The sequence below is a fragment of the Streptomyces sp. NPDC088554 genome (assembly GCF_044752945.1).
Classification (GTDB): domain Bacteria; phylum Actinomycetota; class Actinomycetes; order Streptomycetales; family Streptomycetaceae; genus Streptomyces.
Genome location: NZ_JBIVMF010000046.1, coordinates 1 through 25,602, shown reverse-complemented (window position 1 = coordinate 25,602; position 25,602 = coordinate 1). Strand labels below are relative to the sequence as shown.

General features: G+C 70.3%; 2 protein-coding genes. Both read left to right on the top strand.

Going from position 1 to position 25,602, the window contains the following annotated elements; all coding sequences use genetic code 11:
* The first annotated feature begins 10 nt into the window (after positions 1-10).
* The gene (locus ACIP8W_RS30625) at positions 11-5,971 is read left to right on the top strand and encodes a type I polyketide synthase (protein WP_402205639.1); all 5,961 of its coding nucleotides are present in this window, start codon (positions 11-13) and stop codon (positions 5,969-5,971) included.
* Positions 5,972-6,108: 137 nt separating this feature from the next.
* Positions 6,109-25,602, top strand: a 19,494-nt coding sequence (locus ACIP8W_RS30620; protein WP_402205637.1) for an SDR family NAD(P)-dependent oxidoreductase, incomplete at its 3' end; no start/stop codon positions are given.

Below are 25,602 nucleotides of genomic sequence, written 5' to 3'. Positions count from 1 at the left end.
GCCCGGGGCGGTGGAACTCGTCGCGGAGTTGGCGGAGTTGGGTACGGAGGTCATGGTCGCCGCGTGCGATGTGACCGACCGGGACGCGCTGGCCGCGCTGCTGGCCGGACTCAAGGCCGAAGGCCGTACGGTACGTACCGTCGTCCACACCGCTGCCGTCATCGAGCTGTACACGCTGGCCGAGACCGGGATGCGGTCCTTCTCCGATGTCGTGCACGCGAAGGTGGCCGGTGCCCGGCACCTGGACGAACTGCTCGACGATGAGGAGCTCGACGACTTCATCCTCTACTCGTCCACGGCGGGGATGTGGGGCAGCGGCCACCACGCCGCCTACGTGGCGGGCAACGCCTATCTGGCCGCGCTCGCCACCCAGCGCAGGCAGCGCGGGCTGCGTACCACTTCCGTTCACTGGGGCAAGTGGCCCGACGACGCCCAGCGCGAGCTGGCCGACCCGCACCACATCCGGCGCAGCGGCCTGAAGTATCTGGACCCGCAGCTGGCGCTGGATGGGCTGCGGAGGGTGCTGGAGGACGACGAGACCGTCATCGGGCTCACAGATGTCGACTGGGACACCTACTACCCCGTCTTCACATCGGGCCGGCCCACCCGGCTCTTCGACCAGGTCCCCGAGGTGGCGCGCCAACTCTCCTTGCCGGAAGCAGAGTTCGGTGTCCATGCCGGATCCGGTGATCTCGCGGCCCGTATGCGTGGCCTGTCGGCAGAGGAGCAGGAGGGGCTGCTGCTGCGTCTGGTCCGTACGGAGGCGGCGGCCGTCCTGGGCCATGGCTCGCCCGAGGCGTTCCCCGAGCGGCGCGCCTTCCGGGATGTCGGCTTCGACTCGGTCACCGCCGTCGACCTGCGCAACCGTATGGTGGCTGCCACCGGACTGACCCTGCCGACGACCATGGTCTTCGACCATCCCAACTGCCTTGCCCTGGCGGGCTTCCTGAAGTCCGTCGTGCTGGGTACGGACCGGGCGGGCGCTGTCGACGCGCACACGGGAAGCGGCTCCGCGGCCGATGACGATCCGATCGCCGTCATCGGGATGAGCTGCCGCTACCCCGGGGGCGCGGGGTCGCCCGAGGCGCTGATGAGGCTCCTCCTCGACGGCGCCGACGCGATCTCCGAGTTCCCCGCCGAGCGCGGCTGGGACGCCGTCGGCCTCTACGATCCGGATCCGGACCGGCAGGGCCGTACCTACTCGGTCCAGGGCGGATTCCTGCACGAGGCGGCGGAGTTCGACGCAGGTTTCTTCGGGATCTCGCCGCGCGAGGCCGTGTCGATGGACCCCCAGCAGCGGCTGTTGCTGGAGACCTCCTGGGAGGCTTTCGAGCGCGCCGGGATCCCGCCGGCCTCGCTGCGGGGCACCGCCGCCGGCATGTTCATCGGCGCCAGCTACCAGGACTACGCGACGAGCGCGCAGAACGGCGCCGAGGGCTCCGAGGTACACATGGTCACCGGGACGGCGGCCAGTGTGCTGTCGGGACGGGTGTCCTATCTCCTCGGGTTCGAGGGCCCCGCCGTCACGGTCGACACCGCGTGCTCGTCCTCGCTGGTCGCCATGCATCTCGCGTGCCAGTCGCTGCGCAGCGGCGAGAGCACGCTCGCGCTCGCGGGCGGCGCCGCCGTGATGGCCACTCCACACGCCTTCGTGGGCTTCAGCAGGCAGCGCGCGCTCGCCCTCGACGGCCGGTGCAAGCCGTTCTCCGACGCCGCCGACGGGATGACCCTCGCGGAGGGCGTCGGTGTCGTCCTGCTGGAGCGGCTCTCCGACGCCCGGCGCAACGGTCACCAGGTCCTCGCCGTGATCCGGGGCTCGGCGATCAACCAGGACGGTGCGTCCAATGGCCTGACCGCGCCCAACGGCCCCTCCCAGCAGCGCGTTGTTCGTCAGGCGCTTGCCAATGCGGGGTTGTCCGCGTCGGATGTGGACGTGGTGGAGGCGCATGGTACGGGTACGAGGTTGGGTGATCCGATCGAGGCGCAGGCGTTGCTGGCGACGTATGGGCAGGACCGGGAGCCGGGGCGGCCGTTGTGGCTGGGTTCTCTGAAGTCGAACATCGGGCACACGCAGGCGGCGGCCGGTGTCGCGGGTGTCATCAAGATGGTGCAGGCCATGCGCCACGGCGTACTGCCCGGAACACTGCACACCGGGACACCGTCGACACACGTCGACTGGGACGCGGGCGCGGTGGAGCTGCTGCGTGAGCGGACCGACTGGCCGGAGACCGGCCGTCCGCGCCGTGCGGGGGTGTCGTCGTTCGGCATCAGCGGCACCAACGCCCATCTGATCCTCGAACAGGCACCCGAAACCCCCTCGGTGGACGAGAGGACCGACGAGGAGAACACCGCCCGGGGCGTGGTGCCCTGGCTCCTGTCGGCGAAGTCCGAGGCCGCGCTGCGTGAGCAGGCGGCCAGACTGCTCGCCCGTGCCGACGCCGATCCCGCGCTCTCGCCGGTACGCCTCGGGCACGCGCTGGCCACCACCCGTACCGCCTTCGAGCACCGCGCGGTGGTGCTCGGCGAGACCCGGGACGACTTCCGGCGCTCGCTGGACGCGCTGGCCACGGCGCGGAACACGGCGCGTGTGGTACGAGGAGCGGTGGGCGAGGGCGGTACGGGCTCGGTGGGACCGGTGTTCGTCTTCCCCGGCCAGGGCTCCCAGTGGTGGGGCATGGGGCGCGAACTCCTCGCCGAATCAGAGGTGTTCAGGGACACCGTCGACGCGTGCGCCGCCGCGCTGGACCCGTACGTCGACTGGTCGCTGCGTGACGTACTGGCCGGCGACGGGGACCGGGCGCTGCTGGAGCGGGTGGATGTGGTCCAGCCCGCGCTGTTCTCGATGATGGTGGCGCTGGCCGCGCTCTGGCGCTCGTACGGCGTCGAACCCGCCGCCGTCGTCGGCCACTCGCAGGGCGAGATCGCCGCGGCGTATGTGGCCGGGGCCCTCAGCCTGGAGGACGCGGCGGCCGTGGTCGCCCTGCGCAGCCAGGCGCTTCCCCGGCTGTCGGGCCTCGGCGGCATGATGTCCGTCGCCGCGCCGGTCGAGCGGGTGACCGCGCTGCTGGAACCGTGGGGCGAACTGCTCTCGGTCGCGGCCGTGAACGGGCCGTCCTCCGTCGTGGTATCCGGCGACGCAGGGGCGCTGGACGAGCTGCTGGCCGTGTGCGAGCGGCAGAGCGTCCGGGCCCGCCGGATCTCCGTCGACTACGCCTCGCACGGGGCGCAGGTCGAAGCCGTGCGCGACGAACTGGCGCGCGTCCTCGCCCCGGTCAGCCCCCGGCCGCCGAGTGTGCCGTTCTACTCGACGGTGACCGGTACCCGGCTGACGGAGGCCGCGTTCGACGGCGCGTACTGGTATACGAACCTGCGGCAGACCGTACGGATGGAAGAGGCGACCCGGGCGCTGCTGGCGGCCGGACACCGGGTGTTCATCGAGGTCAGCCCGCATCCGGTGCTGGCCGCACCCGTCGAGGAGACTCAGGAGGCGGTGGCGGTGGCGGAGGCCGCAGGATCCGCTGTGGTGCTGGGATCCCTGCGCAGGAACGAGGGCGGCACCGGACGCTTCCTGACCTCACTCGCCGAGGCGTATGTGGTGGGGACACGGGTGGACTGGAGCGAGACGTTCCCGGCCGCCGGGGCGGTCCCGGTCGAGCTGCCCACGTACGCCTTCCAGCGCCGCCGCTACTGGCCGGAGCCGAGGAAGACGGAGGTACAGGACGCAGGCATGGCGGGCAGTGGCGCCGACGCGGCGTTCTGGCGGCTCGTCGAGAGCGAGGATCTCGCCTCCCTGGCCGACGAGTTGGGCGTCGAGGCCCACGGCGAGATCTCTTCGCTGGGGACCGTACTGCCCACACTGTCCGCGTGGCGGTCCCGGGCACGGGAGCGCTCGGCCGTCGACGCCTGGCGCTACCGCGTCGACTGGACCCGGCTGGCCGAACCCGGCACATCAGCACGGCCCGTGGGGCGCTGGCTCGCGGTGGTCCCGGTGGTCCCGGTGGTCCCGGTGGTCCCGGCGGGCCGGGAGGGCGACGCGTGGGTCCGTACGGTACTCACCGCGCTCGGCCCGGATACGGTCCGGTTCGAGGCGGGCCCGGCCGAGGGCGCCGACCGTACGGCCTGGGCCGGGCGGCTGCGCGAACTCGCCTCCGGTGGAGAAGAGTTGGCCGGAGTGCTGTCTCTGCTGGCGCCTGTCGAGGAACGCCACCCCGGCTTCGCCTCGGTACCCGGCGGGCTGGCGCTGACCCTCACACTCGTCCAGGCGCTCGGGGACGCCGGGATCGACGCCCCGTTGTGGAGTGTCACCCGGGGCGCGGTCTCCGTCGGACGCGACGACCGGCTCGGCAGCCCCGTGCAGGGCGCCCTGTGGGGCCTCGGCCGGGTGGTCGCACTGGAACACCCCGGCCGCTGGGGCGGCCTCGTCGACCTCCCCGCCACGCCGGACGCCCGCGCCGTCTCCCGGCTCGCCGCCCTGCTGGCGGGCCCCGTCGAGGCAGGGGACCGCGAGGACCAGGTCGCGATCCGGCCGTCCGGCGTCTACGGCCGCCGACTGCTGCACGCCGCCCCCACCACCGGAGCCCCCGAACGGCCCTGGCGCGGCAGGGGTACGGCACTGGTCACCGGAGGCACCGGTGGCATCGGCGGCCGCATCGCCCACTGGCTGGCCGAACACGGCGCCGCCCACGTGGTGTTGACCAGCCGACGCGGCGAGAACGCCCCCGGGGCGCTCGCGCTCCGTACCGAACTCGAAGCACTCGGCACCCGCGTCACCATCGCCGCCTGCGACACGGCCGACCGCGACGCGCTCGCCGCCGTCCTCGCGGCGATCCCCGCCGACACCCCACTGACCTCGGTCTTCCACGCGGCAGGCGTGGCGGACGGCGACAGCCCCGTACAGGAACTCACCCTCGGACAACTCGACGCGCTGATGCGGTCGAAGCTGACCGCGGCGCTGCACCTCGACGAACTCACCAGGGAGGCCGACCTCGACGCGTTCGTGCTGTTCTCCTCGGGTGCGGCGGTCTGGGGCAGTGGCGGACAGCCCGGTTACGCGGCGGCCAACGCGTTCCTCGACGCACTGGCGGAACACCGCAGGGACCAGGGGCTGACGGCCGCGTCCGTCGCCTGGGGCACCTGGGCCGAGGTCGGCATGGCCACGGTCGCCGAGGTCCACGAGCGGCTGCGGCGCCAGGGCGTCCGTGCCATGGACCCACGGCTGGCGATCGCCGTCCTCCAGCGGATGCTGGAGGACGGCGACACCACACTGACCGTGACCTCCATGGACTGGGAGCGGTTCACACCGAGCTTCACCGCGACCCGCCCCAGCGCACTGCTCACCGGAATCCCGGAGGCCACCGAGGCGCTGGCCGACGGGGACGACGTACCGGCCGGTGACGACGGTACGGCGGCTCCGCCGCTGCGGCGCCGCCTCGACACGCTGCCGACCGCCGAACGCGGGCGCGCCCTGCTCGAAGCGGTACGCGCCGAGGCGTCCACGACCCTCGGCCATGACGCGGCCGACGCGATCCCCGCGACCCGGGCCTTCCGGGACGTGGGATTCGACTCCGTGACAGCGGTCGAACTGCGCAACCGGCTGAGGGCGGCGCTGGGCCTGCCCCTGCCGGCCGCCCTGGTCTTCGACTACCCGACACCCACCGCCCTCGCCCGCCATCTGGGCACACTCCTCTTCGGCACCACACCCGAGGAGAACGGCGACCACAGCGGGAACAGCGACACCGCCGACCCGGACGCCCGGATCAAGGAGGCGCTGGCATCCGTCCCGGTCAGCCGCCTGCGGAAGGCGGGACTCCTGGACCTGGTGCTCCAACTCGCCACCGTACCCCTCCCGGAACAGGGCTCGGGTCCGGCGGTCCCCGCCCCCACGGACGGTACGGAGGCACCGGACCGGGCGACGGACTCGCTCGACGACATGGACGCCGAGAGCCTGCTGAGACTCGCCACCGGCAACTAGCCCGTACCCCACGCGTACGCAACACATACACATCGCGCACAGCCGTCACAACGCCGCAGATCCGAACGCGACACCGCACACCCGCACACACCGACCGCATCGGTGCGCCGCGACCCGAAAGCCATCTGGAGAGAACGATGAGCACGTCCACCCACCAGTACGTCGAGGCGCTGCGGTCGTCCCTGAAGGAGATCGAGCGGCTGCGGCAGCAGAACCAGCAGCTGGTGGCGGCCGCCGCCGAACCCATCGCGGTCGTGGGAATCGGCTGCCGCTTCCCCGGCGGTGTGGCCTCCCCGGAGGACCTGTGGGAGCTGGTCGCGCAGGGCCGTGACGTCATCGGGGCATTCCCGGCCGATCGGGGCTGGGACCTGGACCGGCTCGCCGGGGACGGTCCCGGCCGCAGCCTCGCCCAGGAAGGCGGATTCGTCCACGACGCGGCCGAGTTCGACCCCGGCTTCTTCGGGATCTCCCCCCGCGAGGCGGTCGCGATGGACCCCCAGCAGCGCATCCTGCTGGAGGTCGCCTGGGAGGCGCTGGAGCGCGCCGGGATCGACCCGGCCACCCTGCGCGGCAGCCGGGCAGGTGTGTTCGTGGGCACCACCGGACAGGACTACGGCGAGGTCGTCAAGGACTCTGGCGACGACATCGAGGTCTACTCGACCACCGGCCACGCCGCCAGTGTCATCTCGGGCAGGCTCTCCTACACCCTCGGCGCCGAGGGCCCCGCCGTCACGGTCGACACCGGCTGCTCCTCGTCCCTGGTCGCCCTGCACTGGGCCGCCCAGGCCCTGCGGGCAGGCGAGTGCACGATGGCGCTGGCGGGCGGCGCGTCCGTGATGGCGACCCCCGGCCCCTTCGTCTCCTTCACCTCGCAGAGCGGACTGGCCGCCGACGGCCGGTGCAAGCCGTTCTCCGACGACGCGGACGGTACGGGCTGGGCCGAGGGCGCCGGCATCTTCGTACTGGAACGCCTCTCCGACGCGCGGCGCAACGGCCGTACGGTGCTGGCCGTCCTGCGCGGCAGCGCGGTCAACCAGGACGGCGCGTCCAACGGCCTCACCGCCCCCAACGGCCCCTCCCAGCAGCGGGTCATCCGCGCCGCCCTGGAGAGCGCCGGACTGACCCCCGCCGAGGTCGACATCGTCGAGGCACACGGCACGGGGACCACACTCGGTGACCCGATCGAGGCACAGGCCCTGCTCGCCACGTACGGCCAGGACCGTACCCACGGGCGCCCACTGCGGCTCGGCTCGGTCAAGTCGAACATCGGGCACGCACAGGCGGCCTCCGGCGCTGCCGGCGTCATCAAGATGATCATGGCGCTGCGGTACGGAGTGATGCCCCGCAGCCTGTACGCGGCCGAGCCGACCACCGATGTCGACTGGTCGGCCGGGGCGGTGGAACTGCTCGACGACGCCATGGAATGGCCGGACACGGGACAGGCCCGGCGTGCCGGTGTGTCGTCGTTCGGGATCAGTGGCACGAACGCGCATGTGATCCTTGAGCAGGCCCCCGACACACCCGCGCCCACCCGCCCCGCCGACGCCGTGGAACCGGGTGTCGTGCCCTGGGCCCTGTCCGGCAGGACCGGCGCCGCGCTCGACGCCCAACGCGAGCGCCTGCTGTCCTTCCTCGCGGACCACCCCGGCCTGCGGCCCGCCGACGTCGGCTACTCACTGGCCGCCGGACGCTCGGTCTTCGAACACCGGGCGGTGCTGCTGGCGGACGCGAACACCCCCACCGAGCTGGCCCGGGACATCGCCGGCGAAGGGCCGCTCGCCGTCCTCTTCTCCGGCCAGGGCTCCCAGCGGCTCGGCATGGGACGCGAACTGTACGAGCGGTTCCCGGCGTTCGCCCGCGCCCTCGACACCGTCACCGACGAACTGGACACCCACCTCGACAGGCCACTGCGCGACATCATCTGGGGAACCGACCCGGACACACTCGGCGAGACCCGCTGGACCCAGCCCGCGCTGTTCGCGATCGAGGTCGCGCTGTACCGGCTGGTCGAATCGTGGGGCATGGTCCCCGATTTCGTCGGTGGCCACTCGATCGGAGAGGTCGTCGCGGCCCATGTGGCGGGGGTGTTCTCGCTGGAGGACGCGTGCCGTCTGGTGGCCGCGCGGGCGTCGCTGATGGCCGCGCTTCCGCGTGACGGCGCGATGGTCGCCGTACAGGCAACGGAGGAGGAGATCGTCGCTCTGCTGCCGGAAGGAGTGTCCCTGGCAGCGGTCAACGGTCCTTCTTCCGTGGTGATTTCGGGTGCGGAGGGTGCTGTGCTGGCTCTCGCGGAGAGGCTGGCGGCGGACGGGCGGCGGACGAAGCGGCTGCGGGTCTCGCACGCCTTCCACTCGTCGCTGATGGACCCGATGCTGGGCGCATTCCGTGCGGTGGCGCAGAAGTTGGCGTACGGGGAGCCGCGTATCCCCGTGGTGTCGAACGTGACCGGTCGGATCGCCGAGGTCGAAGAGGTGTGCTCGGCGGAGTACTGGGTGCGGCATGTACGCGAAGCCGTACGGTTCGCCGACGGCATCCACACCCTCACCGGACGAGGCGTCACCACCCTGCTGGAACTGGGCCCCGACGGAGTGCTCTCCGCCATGGCACAGGACTCGCTCCCGCAGGACGCGGAGATCGTCCCACTGCTGCGCAAGGACCGCCCGGAGGAACAGGCCGTCGTCGCAGCCCTCGCCCGGGCGCATGTACGCGGAGCCACCGTGCGATGGACCGGACTGTACGAAGGCACCGGGGCCCTGCGCGTCGATCTGCCGACCTACCCGTTCCAGAACCGGCGCTTCTGGCCGACCGCCGCCCTCGACAGGTCCGGCGACATGCGCGCCGCCGGACTCGCCCCGGCCGGGCACCCCCTGCTCGGCGCGGCGGTCGAACTTGCTGACGGTGAGGGCGCGTTGTTCACCAACAGGCTGTCCGTGCGCTCACACCCGTGGCTCGCCGACCATGGAGTGCGAGGCCGGGTCCTGCTGCCCGGAACGGCGTTCGTCGAACTCGCCGTCCGGGCGGGCGACGAGGTCGACTGCGACCGCGTCGAGGAACTGACCCTCGCCGCGCCCCTCGCCCTGCCCGAACACGGCGCCGTACAGCTCCAGGTCCGGGTCGGCGCGGCCGACACGGACGGCCGCCGCACACTGGGGATCTACTCACGCGCCGAGGACGCGCACGACCTGCCGTGGTCGCAGCACGCGTCGGGCGTACTGACGGCGGGCGACGGCGCCCCGGACACCGGCTTCGACGCCACGGTGTGGCCGCCGGCCGGCGCGGACCCCGTCGACCTGGACGGCTGCTACGAACGTATCGCCGCACTCGGCTTCGACTACGGACCGGCGTTCCGGGGCCTGCGCGCCGTATGGCGGCTCGGCGACGAGGTGTACGCCGAGGTCGCCCTACCGCAGAACACCACCCCGGCCGCCGACGCGTTCGGCCTGCACCCGGCCCTCCTCGACGCCGCCCAGCACGCCGCCGCCTTCACCGACCTCGGCGCCATCAGCCGGGGTGGCCTGCCGTTCGCCTGGGAAGGCGTGACACTGATCGCCTCCGGCGCGTCCACCGTGCGCGCCAGGATCGCCCCGGCGGGCGACGACACGGTCTCGATCGCGGTGTACGACACGGCGGGCGCCCCGGTCCTCGTCGCGGACTCCCTGGTCTCCCGCGAGGTCCCCGCCGAAGGACCGGGGGACGAGGGCCGGGGTGCGGCCCGAGCGGGCGCCGTCCACCGGGACTCGCTGTTCCGTGTGGAGTGGGTCAGGCCGAAGGCCGCTCCCACGACGGTCCCCGCACACGTGGCCCTGGTGGGCGACGCGGACGCGTTCGGCGTGCCGGACGCGCTGCGCGCGGCGGGCACCACGGTCACCGTCCACCCCGGCCTGACGGCGCTCGCCGCGACGGACGGTCCTGTACCGGACATCGTCCTGATGACGGTGGCGGACGATGGCTCCGACAGTGTGCCCGCGATGGCACACGCACGGGGGGCGCTCGTCCTCGGACACGTACAACAATGGCTCGACGAGGACCGGTTCGCCGATGCCCGGCTGGTGTTCCTCACCCGGGGCGCCACAACCGGCGACGACCTCGCGGCCGCCTCGGCACACGGCCTCGTACGGACGGCGCGCACCGAGAACCCCGGACGGTTCGGCCTGCTCGACCTCGATCCCGCCGAGGAGACCACACCGCTCCCGTCCCGGTCCGTACCGGCTCTCCTCGCCTCGCTCGCCGACGAACCCGACCTCGCCGTACGCGACGGAGAAGTACTCGCCGCCCGGCTGACACGCGTCCCCGTCCCGGCCCCCGCCGACCACCCGGCCTGGGACCCGGAGGGCACCGTACTGATCACCGGGGGCACGGGCGGCCTCGGCGCGGTACTGTCCCGGCACCTGGTCACCGAGCGAGGCGTACGGCACCTGCTGCTCGTCAGCAGGCGCGGTCTCGCCGCCGAGGGCGCGGAACGCCTGGTCGCCGAACTCGCCGAGCAGGGCGCCGAAGTGACCGTCAGGGCCTGCGATGTGACCGACCGGTCCGCCCTCGCGGAACTGCTGACAGACCTCGCGGACACACACCCGCTGACCGCCGTCATCCACACCGCAGGGGTGGTCGACGACGGTGTGATCGGGTCGCTGACCCCCGAGCGGTTGAGTACCGTACTGCGGCCGAAGGTGGACGCCGCATGGCATCTGCACGAGCTGACGAGTCGAGCCGACCTGTCGGCGTTCGTCGTGTTCTCCTCCGTCGCGGCCACCCTCGGCAGCCCCGGACAGGCAAACTACGCGGCGGGCAACGCCTTCCTCGACGCGCTAGCCCTGCACCGGCAGCACGCCGGACTCCCCGGCCTCGCCCTCGCCTGGGGCCCGTGGACCCAGAGCGTCGGCATGACCGGAACCCTCACCGACATCGACACCGAACGCATCGCACGCTCGGGCATGCCACCGCTCTCCGTCGACCAGGGCGTGGCCCTCTTCGACGCCGCCCTCGCCACGGGCATCGCCGCGGTGGCGCCCGTGAGGCTGGACCTGCCGGCCCTCAGGACCCGGGGCGCGGTCACACCGCTGCTCCGCGGCCTCATCCGTACCCCTGCCCGGCGCGCCGCCACGCAGATCTCGGAGACGGCCGGCGGCCTCGCCGCACGGCTCGCCGGACTCGACGCCGCCGCACGCCGTGACGTCCTCCTCGACCTCGTACGGGGCCAGATCGCCCAGGTGCTCGGCCACACGGACGCGGCGGCGGTCGAGGCGACACGCCAGTTCCAGGACCTCGGCTTCGACTCCCTGACAGCGGTCGAGCTGCGCAACGGCCTGAACACCGTGACCGGCCTGCGGCTGCCCGCGACGATGGTCTTCGACTACCCGACCCCGAGCGTCCTCGCCGACCACATGCGTGACGAACTCCTCGGTGCGGACACACCGGAACCTGTGCCGACACGGGCCCACGCCCTGTCCCCGGTGACCGACGACCCCATCGTGATCGTCGGCATGGCCTGCCGCTACCCGGGCGGTGTGAACTCGCCCGAGGACCTGTGGCGCTTGGTCACGGACGAGGTGGACGCCATCTCGGGCTTCCCCACCAACCGGGGCTGGGACCTTGACGGCATCTACGACCCGGACCCCGACCGCCCCGGCAGGACCTACGTCCGGGAGGGCGGATTCCTGCACCGGGCAGGGGAGTTCGACCCCGACTTCTTCGGGATGAGCCCCCGAGAGGCGATGGCCACGGACGCGCAGCAGCGGCTGCTGCTGGAGACATCGTGGGAGGCGATCGAGCGGGCCGGCATCGACCCGGTGTCGCTCCGCGACAGCCGGACCGGTGTGTTCGCCGGGGTGATGTACAACGACTACGGCCCTCTGCTGACGGGCGACGAGTACGAAGCCTTCCGGGGCAACGGCAGCGCACCGAGCGTGGCCTCGGGCCGTGTCTCGTACACCCTGGGCCTTGAGGGCCCGGCCATGACGGTCGACACCGCGTGCTCGTCGTCGCTGGTGGCGATGCATCTGGCGGCTCAGGCGTTGCGGAGTGGTGAGTGTTCGTTGGCGTTGGCGGGTGGTGTGACGGTGATGTCCACTCCCAGTACGTTTGTGGAGTTCAGCAGGCAGCGTGGTCTGTCGCCGGATGGTCGGTGCAAGGCGTTCTCGGAGTCGGCCGATGGGGTGGGCTGGTCCGAGGGTGTGGGCATGCTGGTCCTGGAGCGGTTGTCGGACGCTCGGCGCAACGGTCATGAGGTGTTGGCCGTGGTGCGGGGGTCGGCTGTCAATCAGGATGGTGCGTCGAATGGTTTGACGGCTCCGAATGGTCCCGCGCAGCAGCGGGTGATCCGGCAGGCGTTGGCGAGTGGTGGGCTGTCCGTGGGCGACGTGGATGTGGTGGAGGCGCATGGTACGGGGACGACGCTGGGTGACCCGATCGAGGCGCAGGCGTTGTTGGCGACGTACGGCCGGGACCGTGATCCGGAGCGGCCGTTGCTGCTCGGTTCGGTGAAGTCGAACATCGGGCACACCCAGGCCGCCGCCGGTGTCGCCGGTGTCATCAAGATGGTGATGGCGATGCGGTATGGGGTGTTGCCGCGGACGTTGCATGTTGATGTGCCGTCGTCGCATGTGGATTGGTCTGTGGGTGCGGTGGAGCTGCTGACGTCGGAGCAGGTGTGGCCCGAGACGGATCGGGTGCGGCGTGCGGGGGTGTCGTCGTTCGGGATCAGTGGGACGAATGCGCATGTGGTGTTGGAGCAGGCGGAGCTGGTGGGGGGTGTCGCGGGTCGGGCTCGGGTGATGTCGGGTGTGGCGCCGGGCGTGGTGCCTTGGGTGGTGTCGGCGAAGAGTGGGGTGGCGCTGGAGGGGCAGGTCGCCCGGGTTCGGTCGTTGGCGGGGGTGAGTCCGGTGGATGTCGGGTTCTCATTGGTGACGGGCCGGTCGTTGTTCGAGCATCGGGCGGTGCTGCTGCCGACGGGGGAGGAGATCGCGCGGGGGGTCGCGGCCGGGCCGGTGAAGTGCGCGTTCCTGTTTTCGGGGCAGGGTTCGCAGCGGTTGGGGATGGGGCGTGAGCTGTATGGGCGGTTCCCTGTCTTCGCGGAGGCGTTGGATGCGGTGCTGGAGCGGTTGGATGGTTCGCTGCGTGGGGTGATGTGGGGTGATGACGCGGAGCTGTTGAACGGTACGGGGGCTGCTCAGCCTGCGTTGTTCGCGGTGGAGGTTGCGCTGTTCCGGTTGGTGGAGTCGTGGGGGGTGGTCCCGGATTTTGTGGCGGGTCATTCGATCGGTGAAGTTGCGGCTGCTTATGTGGCGGGGGTGTTCTCGTTGGAGGACGCGTGCCGTCTGGTGGCTGCGCGGGCGTCGTTGATGGCCGCGCTTCCGGTGGGGGGTGCGATGGTGGCTGTGCAGGCGACGGAGGACGAGGTCCTGCCGCTGCTGGCCGGTGACGTGTCGATCGCCGCCGTCAACGGTCCTTCTTCCGTGGTGGTTTCGGGTGCGGAAGATGCTGTCCTGGGGGTTGTGGCCCGGTTGGAGGGGCAGGGTCGGAAGGTGGCTCGGCTTCGGGTGTCGCATGCGTTTCATTCGTCGTTGATGGATCCGATGCTGGATGAGTTCCGGGCGGTGGTTTCGGGGCTTGTTTTCCGGGAGCCGTCTGTTCCGGTGGTGTCGAATCTGACGGGGAGGCCGGCTGCGGCTGGGGAGTTGTGTGCGGTTGAGTACTGGGTGCGGCATGTCCGGGAGGCCGTCCGGTTCGCCGATGGGGTGCGGGCGTTGGCCGATGCGGGTGTGACCGCCTTCCTGGAGTTGGGGCCGGACGGGGTGTTGTCGGCGCTGGCTCAGGAGTCGGTCGCGGGGGGCGCCGTGACCGTACCCCTGCTCCGTAAGGACAGGTCCGAAGAGCTGGCGGCTGTGACCGCGTTGGCTCAGCTTCATGTCCGGGGGGTTTCTCCGGACTGGGAGACCTTGTTCGCCGGTACGGGGGCGGCGCGGGTGGATCTGCCGACGTACGCCTTCCAACGCCGGTGGATCTGGCCGGCTGTTTCCGTGGGTGCCGCAGGGGATGTGCGGGCCGCGGGGCTGGGGTCGGCGGAGCATCCCTTGCTGGGTGCGGCCGTTGAACTGGCTGATGGCGAAGGGGCTTTGTTCACTGGGCGGTTGTCGGTGGGCTCGTATCCGTGGCTGGCGGATCATGTGGTGATGGGCCGGGTGCTGGTGCCGGGGACGGCGTTGTTGGAGCTGGCGATTCGGGCGGGCGACGAGGTGGGATGCGACCGGGTCGAGGAGTTGACCCTCGCCGCTCCGCTCGTACTGCCCGAGCAGGGCGCGGTCCAGGTGCAGGTGCGTGTTGGGGGTGCGGACGACACCGGGCGGCGCCCGGTCGCGGTGCACACACGGCTCGACAGCGCGGATGAGGGCTCCTGGACACAGCATGCGACGGGGACGCTGACGGCCGGTGGCGAGCAGGTGGCCGACAGCTTCGACGGTGGGGTGTGGCCGCCGGTGGGTGCGGTGGCTGTGGGGGTGGAGGGTTGTTATGAGCGGTTCGAGGGCCTTGGGTTTGCGTATGGTCCGGTGTTCCGGGGGCTGCGCGCGGTCTGGCGTCGTGGCGAGGAGATCTTCGCGGAGGTGAGTCTTCCGGAGGGTGCGGAGGGGGAGGCCGCTGGGTTCGGGTTGCATCCTGCGTTGCTGGATTCCGCGCTTCACGCTTCGCTCCTCGGTTCGGACGGTGCTGGTGGGCTGCCGTTCTCGTGGGAGGGGGTGTCCCTGTACGCGGGTGGCGCGTCCGCTCTGCGGGTGCGGATTGTTCCTGCTGCTGGTGGTAGCGGGCTGTCGCTGGTTGTGGCGGATACGTCGGGCCGGTTGGTGGCGTCGGTTGATTCGTTGCTGGTCCGTGAGGTGTCGCATGAGTCGTTGAGCGGGTCGGCTGGGCTGGTGCGGGATGCGCTGTTCGGGGTGGAGTGGGTTCCGGTTTCGGTTCCTGCTCCGGTAGCCGGGGCTGTCGCGGGTTCGGTTGCTGTGGTGGGGCCGGATGTGCTGGGTCTTGGTGTGCTGGGTGACGTGTGTGAGGGGCTGCCGTCATCGGTGCCGGACACGGTTGTGGTAGGGATCGAGGGCGGCGCCGCCGGTGGTGGGGTGGCGGAGTCGGCTCATGCGCTGACGTGTCGGGTGCTGGCGTTGATGCAGGAGTGGCTGGGGGACGACCGTTTCGGTGGTTCGCGGCTGGTGTTTGTGTCGCGGGGCGCTGTGGACGGTTCGGATGTGGCGACGGCTGCGGCATGGGGGTTGGTTCGGTCGGCGCAGTCGGAGAACCCGGGCTGCTTCGGCCTGGTGGATCTGGATGCCGGTGGGGGGCCGGTGGACGTGCTGTCGGGGGTGCTGGGGCTTGATGAGCCACAGGTGGTGGTGCGCGGGGGCGAGGTTCGGGCGGCGCGTCTGGTGCGTGCGGTTGTGGCGGGTTCCGGGGCTGGTTCTGAGTCCGGCTCCGGGGCCGGTCCTGTGTGGGATGCCGGGGGGACCGTACTGATCACGGGTGGTACGGGCGGTCTCGGCGGGGTGCTCGCCCGGCACCTGGTGGCCGAGCGTGGCGTACGCCGTCTGCTGCTGACCAGTCGGCGGGGGATGGAGGCTCCGGGCGCGGCTGAGTTGGTCGCGGAGCTGACAGGGCAGGGCGCCGAGGTCACGGTCGCGGCGTGCGATGTGGCTGACCGTGACGCCTTGGAGGAGTTGCTGACCGGAGTGCCGGCCGCGTATCCGTTGACCGCTGTGGTGCATACGGCGGGTGTGTTGGATGACGGTGTGATCGGTTCGCTGACTCCTGAGCGGTTGAGTGCTGTGTTGCGGCCGAAGGCGGACGCTGCCTGGCATCTGCACGAGCTGACCCATGGACTCGACCTGGCCGCGTTCGTGATGTTTTCCTCCGCTGCCGGTACGTTCGGCAGCGCGGGGCAGGGCAGTTACGCGGCGGGCAACGCCTTCCTGGACGCGCTGGCAGTACGTCGGCAGGCCGAGAACCTGCCGGGACTGTCGCTGGCCTGGGGGCCGTGGGACCAGCGTGTGGGGATGACGAACGAGCTGTCCGAACGCGATCTGCGCCGGGTCGAGGACGCGGGCATGCCGCCGCTGTCCGTGGAACAGGGACTGGCCCTCTTCGATGCAGCGCTGGACGTGGGCGCGCCCGTCGCCGTACCGGTGAGGCTGGATCTGGCTTCGCTGCGTGCACGGGGCGAAGTCCCCGCCATGCTGCGGGGGCTCGTCCGCAAGCCTCTGCGCAGGTCGGCGGCGACGGGAACGGCCGGGGACTCCGGTCTGGTGCAGCGGTTGAGCCGGCTGGACCTGCGGGACCGCATGGAGGTGCTGCTCGACCTGGTACGCGGCCAGGCGGCACTCGTGCTGGGGCATGCGAGCGGAGCCGACATCGACGCCGACCGGGCGTTCCGCGACCTGGGCTTCGACTCGTTGACGGCGGTGGAGCTGCGTAACCTGCTCAACTCGGCGACCGGCCTTCGGCTTTCGGCCACGCTGGTCTTCGACTACCCGACCCTTGCCGCGCTCGCCGGGTATCTGCTGGACGAACTGCTGGGCTCCGAGGCCGAGATGGCGGTCCCGGTGGCTTCGCTGCCGCCTGTGAACGACGATCCGATCGTGGTGGTCGGGATGGCCTGTCGGTTCCCGGGTGGGGTGGTTTCGCCGGAGGATCTGTGGCGGTTGGTGTCGGAGGGTGCCGACGCGATTTCGGACTTCCCGACCAACCGAGGCTGGGATGTCGACGCGCTCTTCCACCCGGATCCTGATCACAGTGGGACTTCGTACAGCCGCTCGGGCGGGTTTTTGCATGATGCGGGGGAGTTCGATCCGGCGTTCTTCGGGATGAGTCCGAGGGAGGCGATGGCGACGGATTCGCAGCAGCGGTTGTTGCTGGAGGCGTCGTGGGAGGCGATCGAGCGGGCGGGTATCGACCCGGTGTCGCTGCGGGACAGCCGGACCGGTGTGTTCGCGGGGGTGATGTACAACGACTACGGCAGCACCTTGAGCGGCAAGGAGTTCGAGGGCTTCCAGGGCCAGGGCAGCGCGTTGAGCGTGGCCTCGGGGCGTATCTCGTACACCTTCGGGTTCGAGGGGCCGGCGGTGACGGTGGATACGGCGTGTTCGTCGTCGTTGGTGGCGATGCACTGGGCGATGCAGGCGTTGCGCAGTGGTGAGTGTTCGTTGGCGTTGGCGGGTGGTGTGACGGTGATGTCCACTCCCAGTACGTTTGTGGAGTTCAGCAGGCAGCGTGGTCTGTCGCCGGATGGTCGGTGCAAGGCGTTCTCGGAGTCGGCTGATGGGGTGGGCTGGTCCGAGGGTGTGGGCATGCTGGTCCTGGAGCGCTTGTCGGACGCTCGGCGCAACGGCCATGAGGTGTTGGCCGTGGTGCGGGGGTCGGCCGTCAATCAGGATGGTGCGTCGAACGGTCTGACGGCTCCGAACGGTCCTGCGCAGCAGCGGGTGATCCGGCAGGCGCTGGCGAGTGGTGGGCTGTCCGTGGGCGACGTGGATGTCGTCGAGGCGCATGGTACGGGGACGACGCTGGGTGACCCGATCGAGGCGCAGGCGCTGTTGGCGACGTACGGCCGGGACCGTGACCCGGAGCGGCCGCTGCTGCTCGGTTCGGTGAAGTCGAACATCGGCCACACCCAGGCCGCCGCCGGTGTCGCTGGTGTCATCAAGATGATCATGGCGATGCGCCACGGTGTGCTGCCGCGGACGTTGCATGTGTCGGAGCCGTCGTCGCATGTGGATTGGTCTGTGGGTGCGGTGGAGCTGCTGAGGTCGGAGCAGGTGTGGCCCGAGACGGATCGGGTGCGGCGTGCGGGGGTGTCGTCGTTCGGGATCAGTGGGACGAACGCGCATGTGATTCTGGAGCAGCCTGTTCCTGTTCCTGTTCCTGTTCCTGTTCCTGTTCCTGTGGCTGAGTCGGCCTCTGCCTCTGCCTCTGTGGTGTCGTTGTCTGGTTCGGGTGTGGTGCCGTGGGTGGTGTCGGGTAAGTCGCTGGAGGCGTTGCGGGGTCAGGCGGCGCGGTTGTTGTCGGTGGTGTCGTCCGGGGTGCGGTCGCTGGATGTGGGTTTCTCGTTGGCGACGGGGCGGTCGGTGTTTGAGCATCGTGGGGTGGTGCTCGCGGATGGTGGTTCTGCGGGTGTGGTGCGTGCGTTGGCGGCGCTGGCGGTGGGTGAGTCGGATGTTTCGGTGGTGTCGGGTTCGGTTGTTGGTGGGAAGTGCGCGTTCCTGTTTTCGGGGCAGGGTTCGCAGCGGTTGGGGATGGGGCGTGAGTTGTATGGGCGGTTCCCTGTCTTCGCGGAGGCGTTGGATGCGGTGCTGGAGCAATTGGGCGAGTCCCTGCGTGGGGTGATGTGGGGTGATGACGCGGAGCTGTTGAACGGTACGGGGGCTGCTCAGCCTGCGTTGTTCGCGGTGGAGGTGGCGCTGTTCCGGTTGGTGGAGTCGTGGGGTGTGGTCCCGGATTTTGTGGCGGGTCATTCGATCGGTGAGGTCGCGGCGGCCCATGTGGCGGGGGTGTTCTCGTTGGAGGACGCGTGCCGTCTGGTGGCTGCGCGGGCGTCGTTGATGGCCGCGCTTCCGGTGGGGGGTGCGATGGTGGCTGTGCAGGCGGCGGAGGACGAGGTCCTGCCGCTGCTGGCCGGTGACGTGTCGATCGCTGCTGTCAACGGGCCGGGGTCGGTTGTCGTATCCGGGGACGAGGACGCGGTCCTGAAGGTGGCTGCGCTCTTCGCGGAGCAGGGGCGCAGGACGACCTGGCTTCGGGTGTCGCATGCGTTTCATTCGTCGTTGATGGATCCGATGCTGGATGAGTTCCGGGCGGTGGTTTCGGGGCTTGTTTTCCGGGAGCCGTCTGTTCCGGTGGTGTCGAATCTGACGGGGAGTCCGGCTGCGGCCGGGGAGTTGTGTGCGGTTGAGTACTGGGTGCGGCATGTCCGGGAGGCCGTCCGGTTCGGTGACGGTGTACGGGCGTTGGCCGATGCAGGTGTGACCGCCTTCCTGGAGCTGGGGCCGGATGGGGTGCTGTCGGCGCTGGCTCAGGAGTCGGTCGAGGGGGGCGCCGTGACCGTACCCCTGCTCCGTAAGGACCGGGGCGAGGAGGCTGTGGCTCTGGAGGCTCTGGCCCAGCTGCATGTGCGGGGTGTTCCGGTTGACTGGTCGGCGTTCTTCGCCGGGGCCGGTGCTCGACGGGTCGAGTTGCCTACATACGCCTTCCAGCGGGAGTGGTTCTGGCCGGCGGGTAGGTACGGGCTGGCGACGGGAGCGGCGGTCGGGCTTACCTCGGCCGAGCACCCGTTGCTCAATGGATCTGTCGAACTGGCGGATGGTGAGGGGGTGTTGTTCGCGGGGCGGTTGTCGGTGGGTTCGCATCCGTGGCTGGCGGACCATGTGGTGATGGGCCGGGTGTTGTTGCCGGGGACGGCGTTGTTGGAGTTGGCGTTCCGGGCGGGCGACGAGGTGGGATGCGACCGGGTCGAGGAGTTGACCCTCGCCGCTCCGCTCGTACTGCCCGAGCAGGGCGCGGTGCGTACACAGGTACGGGTCGGTGTGGCCGATGGTTCCGGACGGCGTACGGTCACGGTCCACTCCCGCCCGGAGAACACGCCGGATGTCTCCTGGACCCAGCACGCCGTGGGGGTACTGACCACGAGCGCGGGAGCGGTCGACTCCGGTTTCGACGCCACGGTGTGGCCGCCGGCCGGCGCGGAAGTCCTGGACCTGGACGGTTGCTACGAGCGGTTCGCCGCGCTCGGCTTCGCGTACGGCCCGGTGTTCCAGGGACTGCGGGCTGCCTGGCGCCGGGGCGATGAGATCTTCGCGGAGGTGAGCCTCCCGGAGGGTGCTGAGGGTGAAGCCGCCGCCTTTGGGCTGCATCCCGCGCTGCTGGACTCCGCGTTGCACGCTTCCCTCGTCGCGCATGACGGCGAGGAGAACAACGGGCGTCTGCCGTTCTCGTGGGAGGGCGTGTCTCTGTACGCTACGGGGGCTTCGGCGCTACGGGTACGGCTCGCTCCGGCGGTTGGGGGTAACGACGGGGTGTCGATCGCGGTCGCGGATGCCACGGGTGCGCCGGTGGCATCCGTCGACACTCTTCTCGTACGAGCGCTGTCGAGCGAGCAGTTGAGCGGCGCGGCCGGGATTGCCCGTGACGCGCTGTTCGTTGTCGACTGGATGCCGGTGTCCGCCGATCCTTCCCCCCGTTCCCCGGAGACGGTCGCGCTGGTCGGCCCGGATGTGTTCGGGCTGGCGGAGGAGTTGCGCGCTGCGGGCGTCACGGCACACGTCGATCTGGAGTCCCTGGTGGCGGGGGAGTCTTCGGTGCCGGACGTTGTGCTGATGTGTGTCACGGGGTTGGGTGATGTGGCCGATGGCCGGGTCGCGGAGCGTGTGCACGTGCTGGCGGCCGGTGTGCTGGGGCAGTTGCAGCAGTGGGTGGCCGAGGAGCGGTTCGCCGGGTCGCGGCTGGTGTTCGTCACCAGGGGCGCGGTGGAGACCGGTGCCGGGCAGGTCACCGATGTCGCCGCCGCTTCCGTATGGGGTCTGGTGCGGTCGGCGCAGTCCGAGAACCCGGGCTGCTTCGGCCTGGTGGACCTCGGCAGGGCGGACGGGGCACAGGCTCTTCTGGAACAGGCTTTCCGTACGGGAGAGCCGCAGGTGGTGATCGGCGACGGTGTCGTCCTGGCCGGGAGGTTGGGAAGGCTCGCGGCGCCGGTTTCCGAGGCTGGGGTGGAAGCGGCCGAACCGGCGGTGTGGGATCCGGAGGGCACCGTGCTGATCACGGGGGGTACGGGCGGCCTCGGTGGTGTTCTCGCTCGGCATCTGGTCGCCGAGCGTGACGTACGGCATTTGCTCCTGACCAGCCGTCGCGGGCAGGCGGCCGAAGGTGCCGAGGCGCTTGCCACGGAGCTGACGGCGGCCGGTGCGGATGTGACGATCGCGGCATGTGATGTGACGGATCGTGACGCCTTGGCGGAGTTGCTGGCAGGGGTGTCGCCCAGGCATCCGCTGACTGCCGTGGTGCATACGGCGGGTGTGTTGGATGACGGTGTGATCGGTTCGCTGACTCCTGAGCGGTTGAGTGCTGTGTTGCGGCCGAAGGCGGACGCTGCCTGGCATCTGCACGAGCTGACCCATGGACTCGATCTGGCCGCGTTCGTGATGTTCTCCTCCGTCGCCGGTACGTTCGGCGGCGCCGGCCAGGGCAACTACGCGGCGGGCAACGCCTTCCTGGACGCACTGGCTGCGTACCGGCGCTCCCGGGGGCTGCCGGGGATCTCGCTCGCGTGGGGAGCCTGGGACCAGGGAGTGGGCATGACGAGCGGTCTCGACGACCGCGATGTGCGGCGGGCCGCCGCGTCCGGTATGCCACTGCTCTCCCCGGAACAGGGGCTTGCCCTCTTTGACACCGCGCTGACGACCGGCCGCGCTGCTGTCGTACCCGTACGGCTGGACCTGCCACTGCTCGGGGCCCGCGAGGTCGTACCGCCGCTGCTGAGCGGTCTGGTACGGGCGGGCTCCCGACGGTCGTCCGCCTCGAAGGCGGGTGCGGACGCTGGACTGACGGAGCGGCTGGGCCGGCTGGAGCGTTCCGAGCGGCTCAAGACCTTGCTGAATCTGGTGCGAAGCCAGGCGGCCGTGGTGCTGGGGCACACGAGCGGGGCCGGTATCGACGCGGACCGGGCGTTCCGGGACCTGGGCTTCGATTCGCTGACAGCTGTCGAACTGCGCAACAGGCTGGGTACGTTGACCGGATTGCGGCTGCCCGCCACGATGGTCTTCGACTATCCGACAGTCGGAGCGCTCACGGACCATCTGCTGACGGAGCTGCTCGGGCCGGACTATACGGAGGCGTCGGAGTCCTCGGCGATGCCGGAGCTGTTCCGTACCTCGCTCGAAGACGACCCGATTGTCGTGGTGGGTATGAGCTGCCGCTTCCCCGGTGGTATCGGCTCGCCGGAGGACCTGTGGCGGCTGGTCACGGAGGGCGCCGATGTCGTATCGGACTTCCCGACCAACCGAGGCTGGGACGTGGACGGCCTCTTCCACCCGGATCCTGATCACAGTGGGACTTCGTACAGCCGCTCGGGCGGGTTTTTGCATGATGCGGGGGAGTTCGATCCGGCGTTCTTCGGGATGAGTCCGAGGGAGGCGATGGCGACGGATTCGCAGCAGCGGTTGTTGCTGGAGGTGTCGTGGGAGGCGATCGAGCGGGCGGGTATCGACCCGGTGTCGCTGCGGGACAGCCGGACCGGTGTGTTCGCCGGGGTGATGTACAGCGGCTACGGCCGGGGGCTGACCGGGAAGGAATACGAAGGTTTTCAGGGGCAGGGCAACGCGCTGAGTGTGGCCTCGGGGCGTATCTCGTACACCTTCGGGTTCGAGGGACCGGCGATGACGGTGGACACCGCGTGCTCGTCGTCGCTGGTGGCGATGCATCTCGCGGCTCAGGCGCTGCGGAGTGGTGAGTGTTCGCTGGCGCTGGCCGGCGGTGTCACGGTGATGTCCGTCCCCGACACCTTTGTGGAGTTCTCCCGGCAGCGGGGGATGGCTCCCGATGGTCGGTGCAAGGCGTTCTCGGAGTCGGCTGATGGGGTGGGCTGGTCCGAGGGTGTGGGCATGCTGGTGCTGGAGCGGTTGTCGGATGCCCGGCGTCATGGTCATGAGGTGTTGGCCGTGGTGCGGGGGTCGGCTGTCAATCAGGATGGTGCGTCGAACGGTCTGACGGCTCCGAATGGTCCTTCTCAGCAGCGGGTGATCCGGCAGGCGTTGGCGAGTGGTGGGCTTTCGCCCGCTGATGTGGATGCGGTGGAGGCGCATGGTACGGGTACGACGCTGGGTGACCCGATCGAGGCGCAGGCGCTGTTGGCGACGTACGGCCGGGACCGTGATCCGGAGCGGCCGCTGCTGCTCGGTTCGGTGAAGTCGAACCTCGGGCACACCCAGGCGGCCTCCGGAGCTGCCGGTGTGATCAAGATGATCATGGCGATGCGCCACGGTGTGTTGCCGCGGACGTTGCATGTGTCGGAGCCGTCGTCGCATGTGGATTGGTCTGTGGGTGCGGTGGAGCTGCTGAGGTCGGAGCAGGTGTGGCCCGAGACGGATCGGGTGCGGCGTGCGGGGGTGTCGTCGTTCGGGATCAGTGGGACGAACGCACACGTCATTCTGGAGCAGCCGATCGATGCTTTGACCGGGGGGGTGGATGTGGAGGAGCGGGTGGATGGTTCCGGGGAGCCGGTGGGAGAGCCGGTCGTTGTGCCGTGGGTGCTCTCGGGCAAGACACCCGGGGCGTTGCGGGGGCAGGCGGCCCGGTTGCTCTCGTATATGCAGGCGCGGCCCGAGGCACGACGGGTCGACATCGCTTTTTCCCTGGCGACGGGCCGTTCGCGGTTCGAGCACCGGGCGGTGGTGGCGGCCGGTGAGCCGGTGGAGACGGTACGTGCGCTGGCGGCGCTGGCGGTGGGTGAGCCGGATGTTTCGGTGGTGTCGGGTTCGGTTGTTGGTGGGAAGTGCGCGTTCCTGTTTTCGGGGCAGGGTTCGCAGCGGTTGGGGATGGGGCGTGAGTTGTATGGGCGGTTCCCTGTTTTCGCGGAGGCGTTGGATGCGGTGCTGGAGCGGTTGGGCGAGTCTCTGCGTGGGGTGATGTGGGGTGATGACGCGGAGCTGTTGAACGGTACGGGGGCTGCTCAGCCTGCGTTGTTCGCGGTGGAGGTGGCGCTGTTCCGGTTGGTGGAGTCGTGGGGTGTGGTCCCGGATTTTGTGGCGGGTCATTCGATCGGTGAGGTCGCGGCTGCTTATGTGGCGGGGGTGTTCTCGTTGGAGGACGCGTGCCGTCTGGTGGCTGCGCGGGCGTCGTTGATGGCCGCGCTTCCGGTGGGGGGTGCGATGGTGGCTGTGCAGGCGGCGGAGGACGAGGTCCTGCCGCTGCTGGCCGGTGACGTGTCGATCGCCGCCGTCAACGGTCCTTCTTCCGTGGTGGTTTCGGGTGCGGAAGATGCTGTCCTGGGGGTTGTGGCCCGGTTGGAGGGGCAGGGTCGGAAGGTGGCTCGGCTTCGGGTGTCGCATGCGTTTCATTCGTCGTTGATGGATCCGATGCTGGATGAGTTCCGGGCGGTGGTTTCGGGGCTTGTTTTCCGGGAGCCGTCTGTTCCGGTGGTGTCGAATCTGACGGGGAGGCCGGCTGCGGCTGGGGAGTTGTGTGCGGTTGAGTACTGGGTGCGGCATGTCCGGGAGGCTGTCCGGTTCGGTGACGGGGTGCGGGCGTTGGCCGATGCGGGTGTGACCGCCTTCCTGGAGTTGGGGCCGGATGGGGTGTTGTCGGGTATGGCGCGCGAGTCGTTGTCCGATGCGGTCGTCATGGTGCCGGTCCTGCGCAAGGATCGGCTGGAGGAGCTGTCGGCGGTCACCGCACTGTCCCAACTGCATGTGCACGGTTTCTCCGTGGACTGGGACGGTTACCTCGATGGGACCGGCGCGGTCCGGGTCGACCTGCCCACGTACGCCTTCCAGCACCAGCCGTTCTGGCCCGGTGCCGCGACGGGCGGTGCCGAGGCCGTCGCGATCGGATTGACCTCGGCCGGACATCCGTTGCTCAACGGAATGGTTGAACTGGCGCATGGTGAGGGGATGTTGTTCGCGGGGCGGTTGTCGGTGCAGTCGCATCCGTGGTTGGCGGATCATGCGGTGATGGGCCGGGTGTTGTTGCCGGGGACGGCGTTGTTGGAGTTGGCGTTCCGGGCGGGTGATGAGGTGGGGTGTGACCGGGTCGAGGAGTTGACTCTGGCCGCTCCGCTTGTGTTGCCGGAACGGGGTGCGGTGCGTACGCAGGTGCGGGTCGGTGTGGCCGATGATTCCGGACGGCGTACGGTCACGGTCCACTCCCGCCCCGAGAGCGAGACCGAAGAGCCGTGGACACAGCACGCGATGGGCGTACTGGCGGTCGGGGAACAGCCGGACTCGACCTGCGACTTCGATGCCACGGTGTGGCCACCGGAGGGCGCCGAGCCGATTGACCTGGACGGGTTCTACGACGACCGGGCAGCCGAGGGCTTCGCGTACGGGCCGGTGTTCCAGGGCCTGCGGAGGGCCTGGCGGCGAGAGTCTCTCGGTGGAGCCGTCAGTGGTACGAACGGCGGTGAGGTGGTGAGCGAGATCTTCGCGGAGGTCGGTCTGCCCGAAGCTCTCCGGACCGACGCGGAAGCGTTCGGCTTGCACCCGGCACTGCTCGATGCCGGGCTGCACGCGGCCTGGCTGAGCGACTCGGGTGTGGGCATCGACTCCGCTTCGCAGCCGCAGGCCGGTGTCCCGTTCTCCTGGAGCGGGGTGTCGTTGCAGGCGGCTGGAGCCTCCGCCGTACGGGTGAGGCTGACCAGGGGCGCCGACGGATCCGTATCGATCGCGGTGGCGGATCCGACCGGTGCGCCCGTCGCATCGGTGGAGTCGCTGGCGATGCGGGCTCTGACGGGCGACGCGCTGTCGGTGGACGGGCTCCCTGGCGGTGTTCTGCCCGGAGGTGTCCCGTCCGATGGTGGACTGTTCGGGTTGGACTGGGTGCCGGTGCGGGCGGGTGTTTCGGGTTCGGTGGTGGTTGTGGGTCCGGATCCGTTTGGTCTTGGGGTGCCTGTTTGT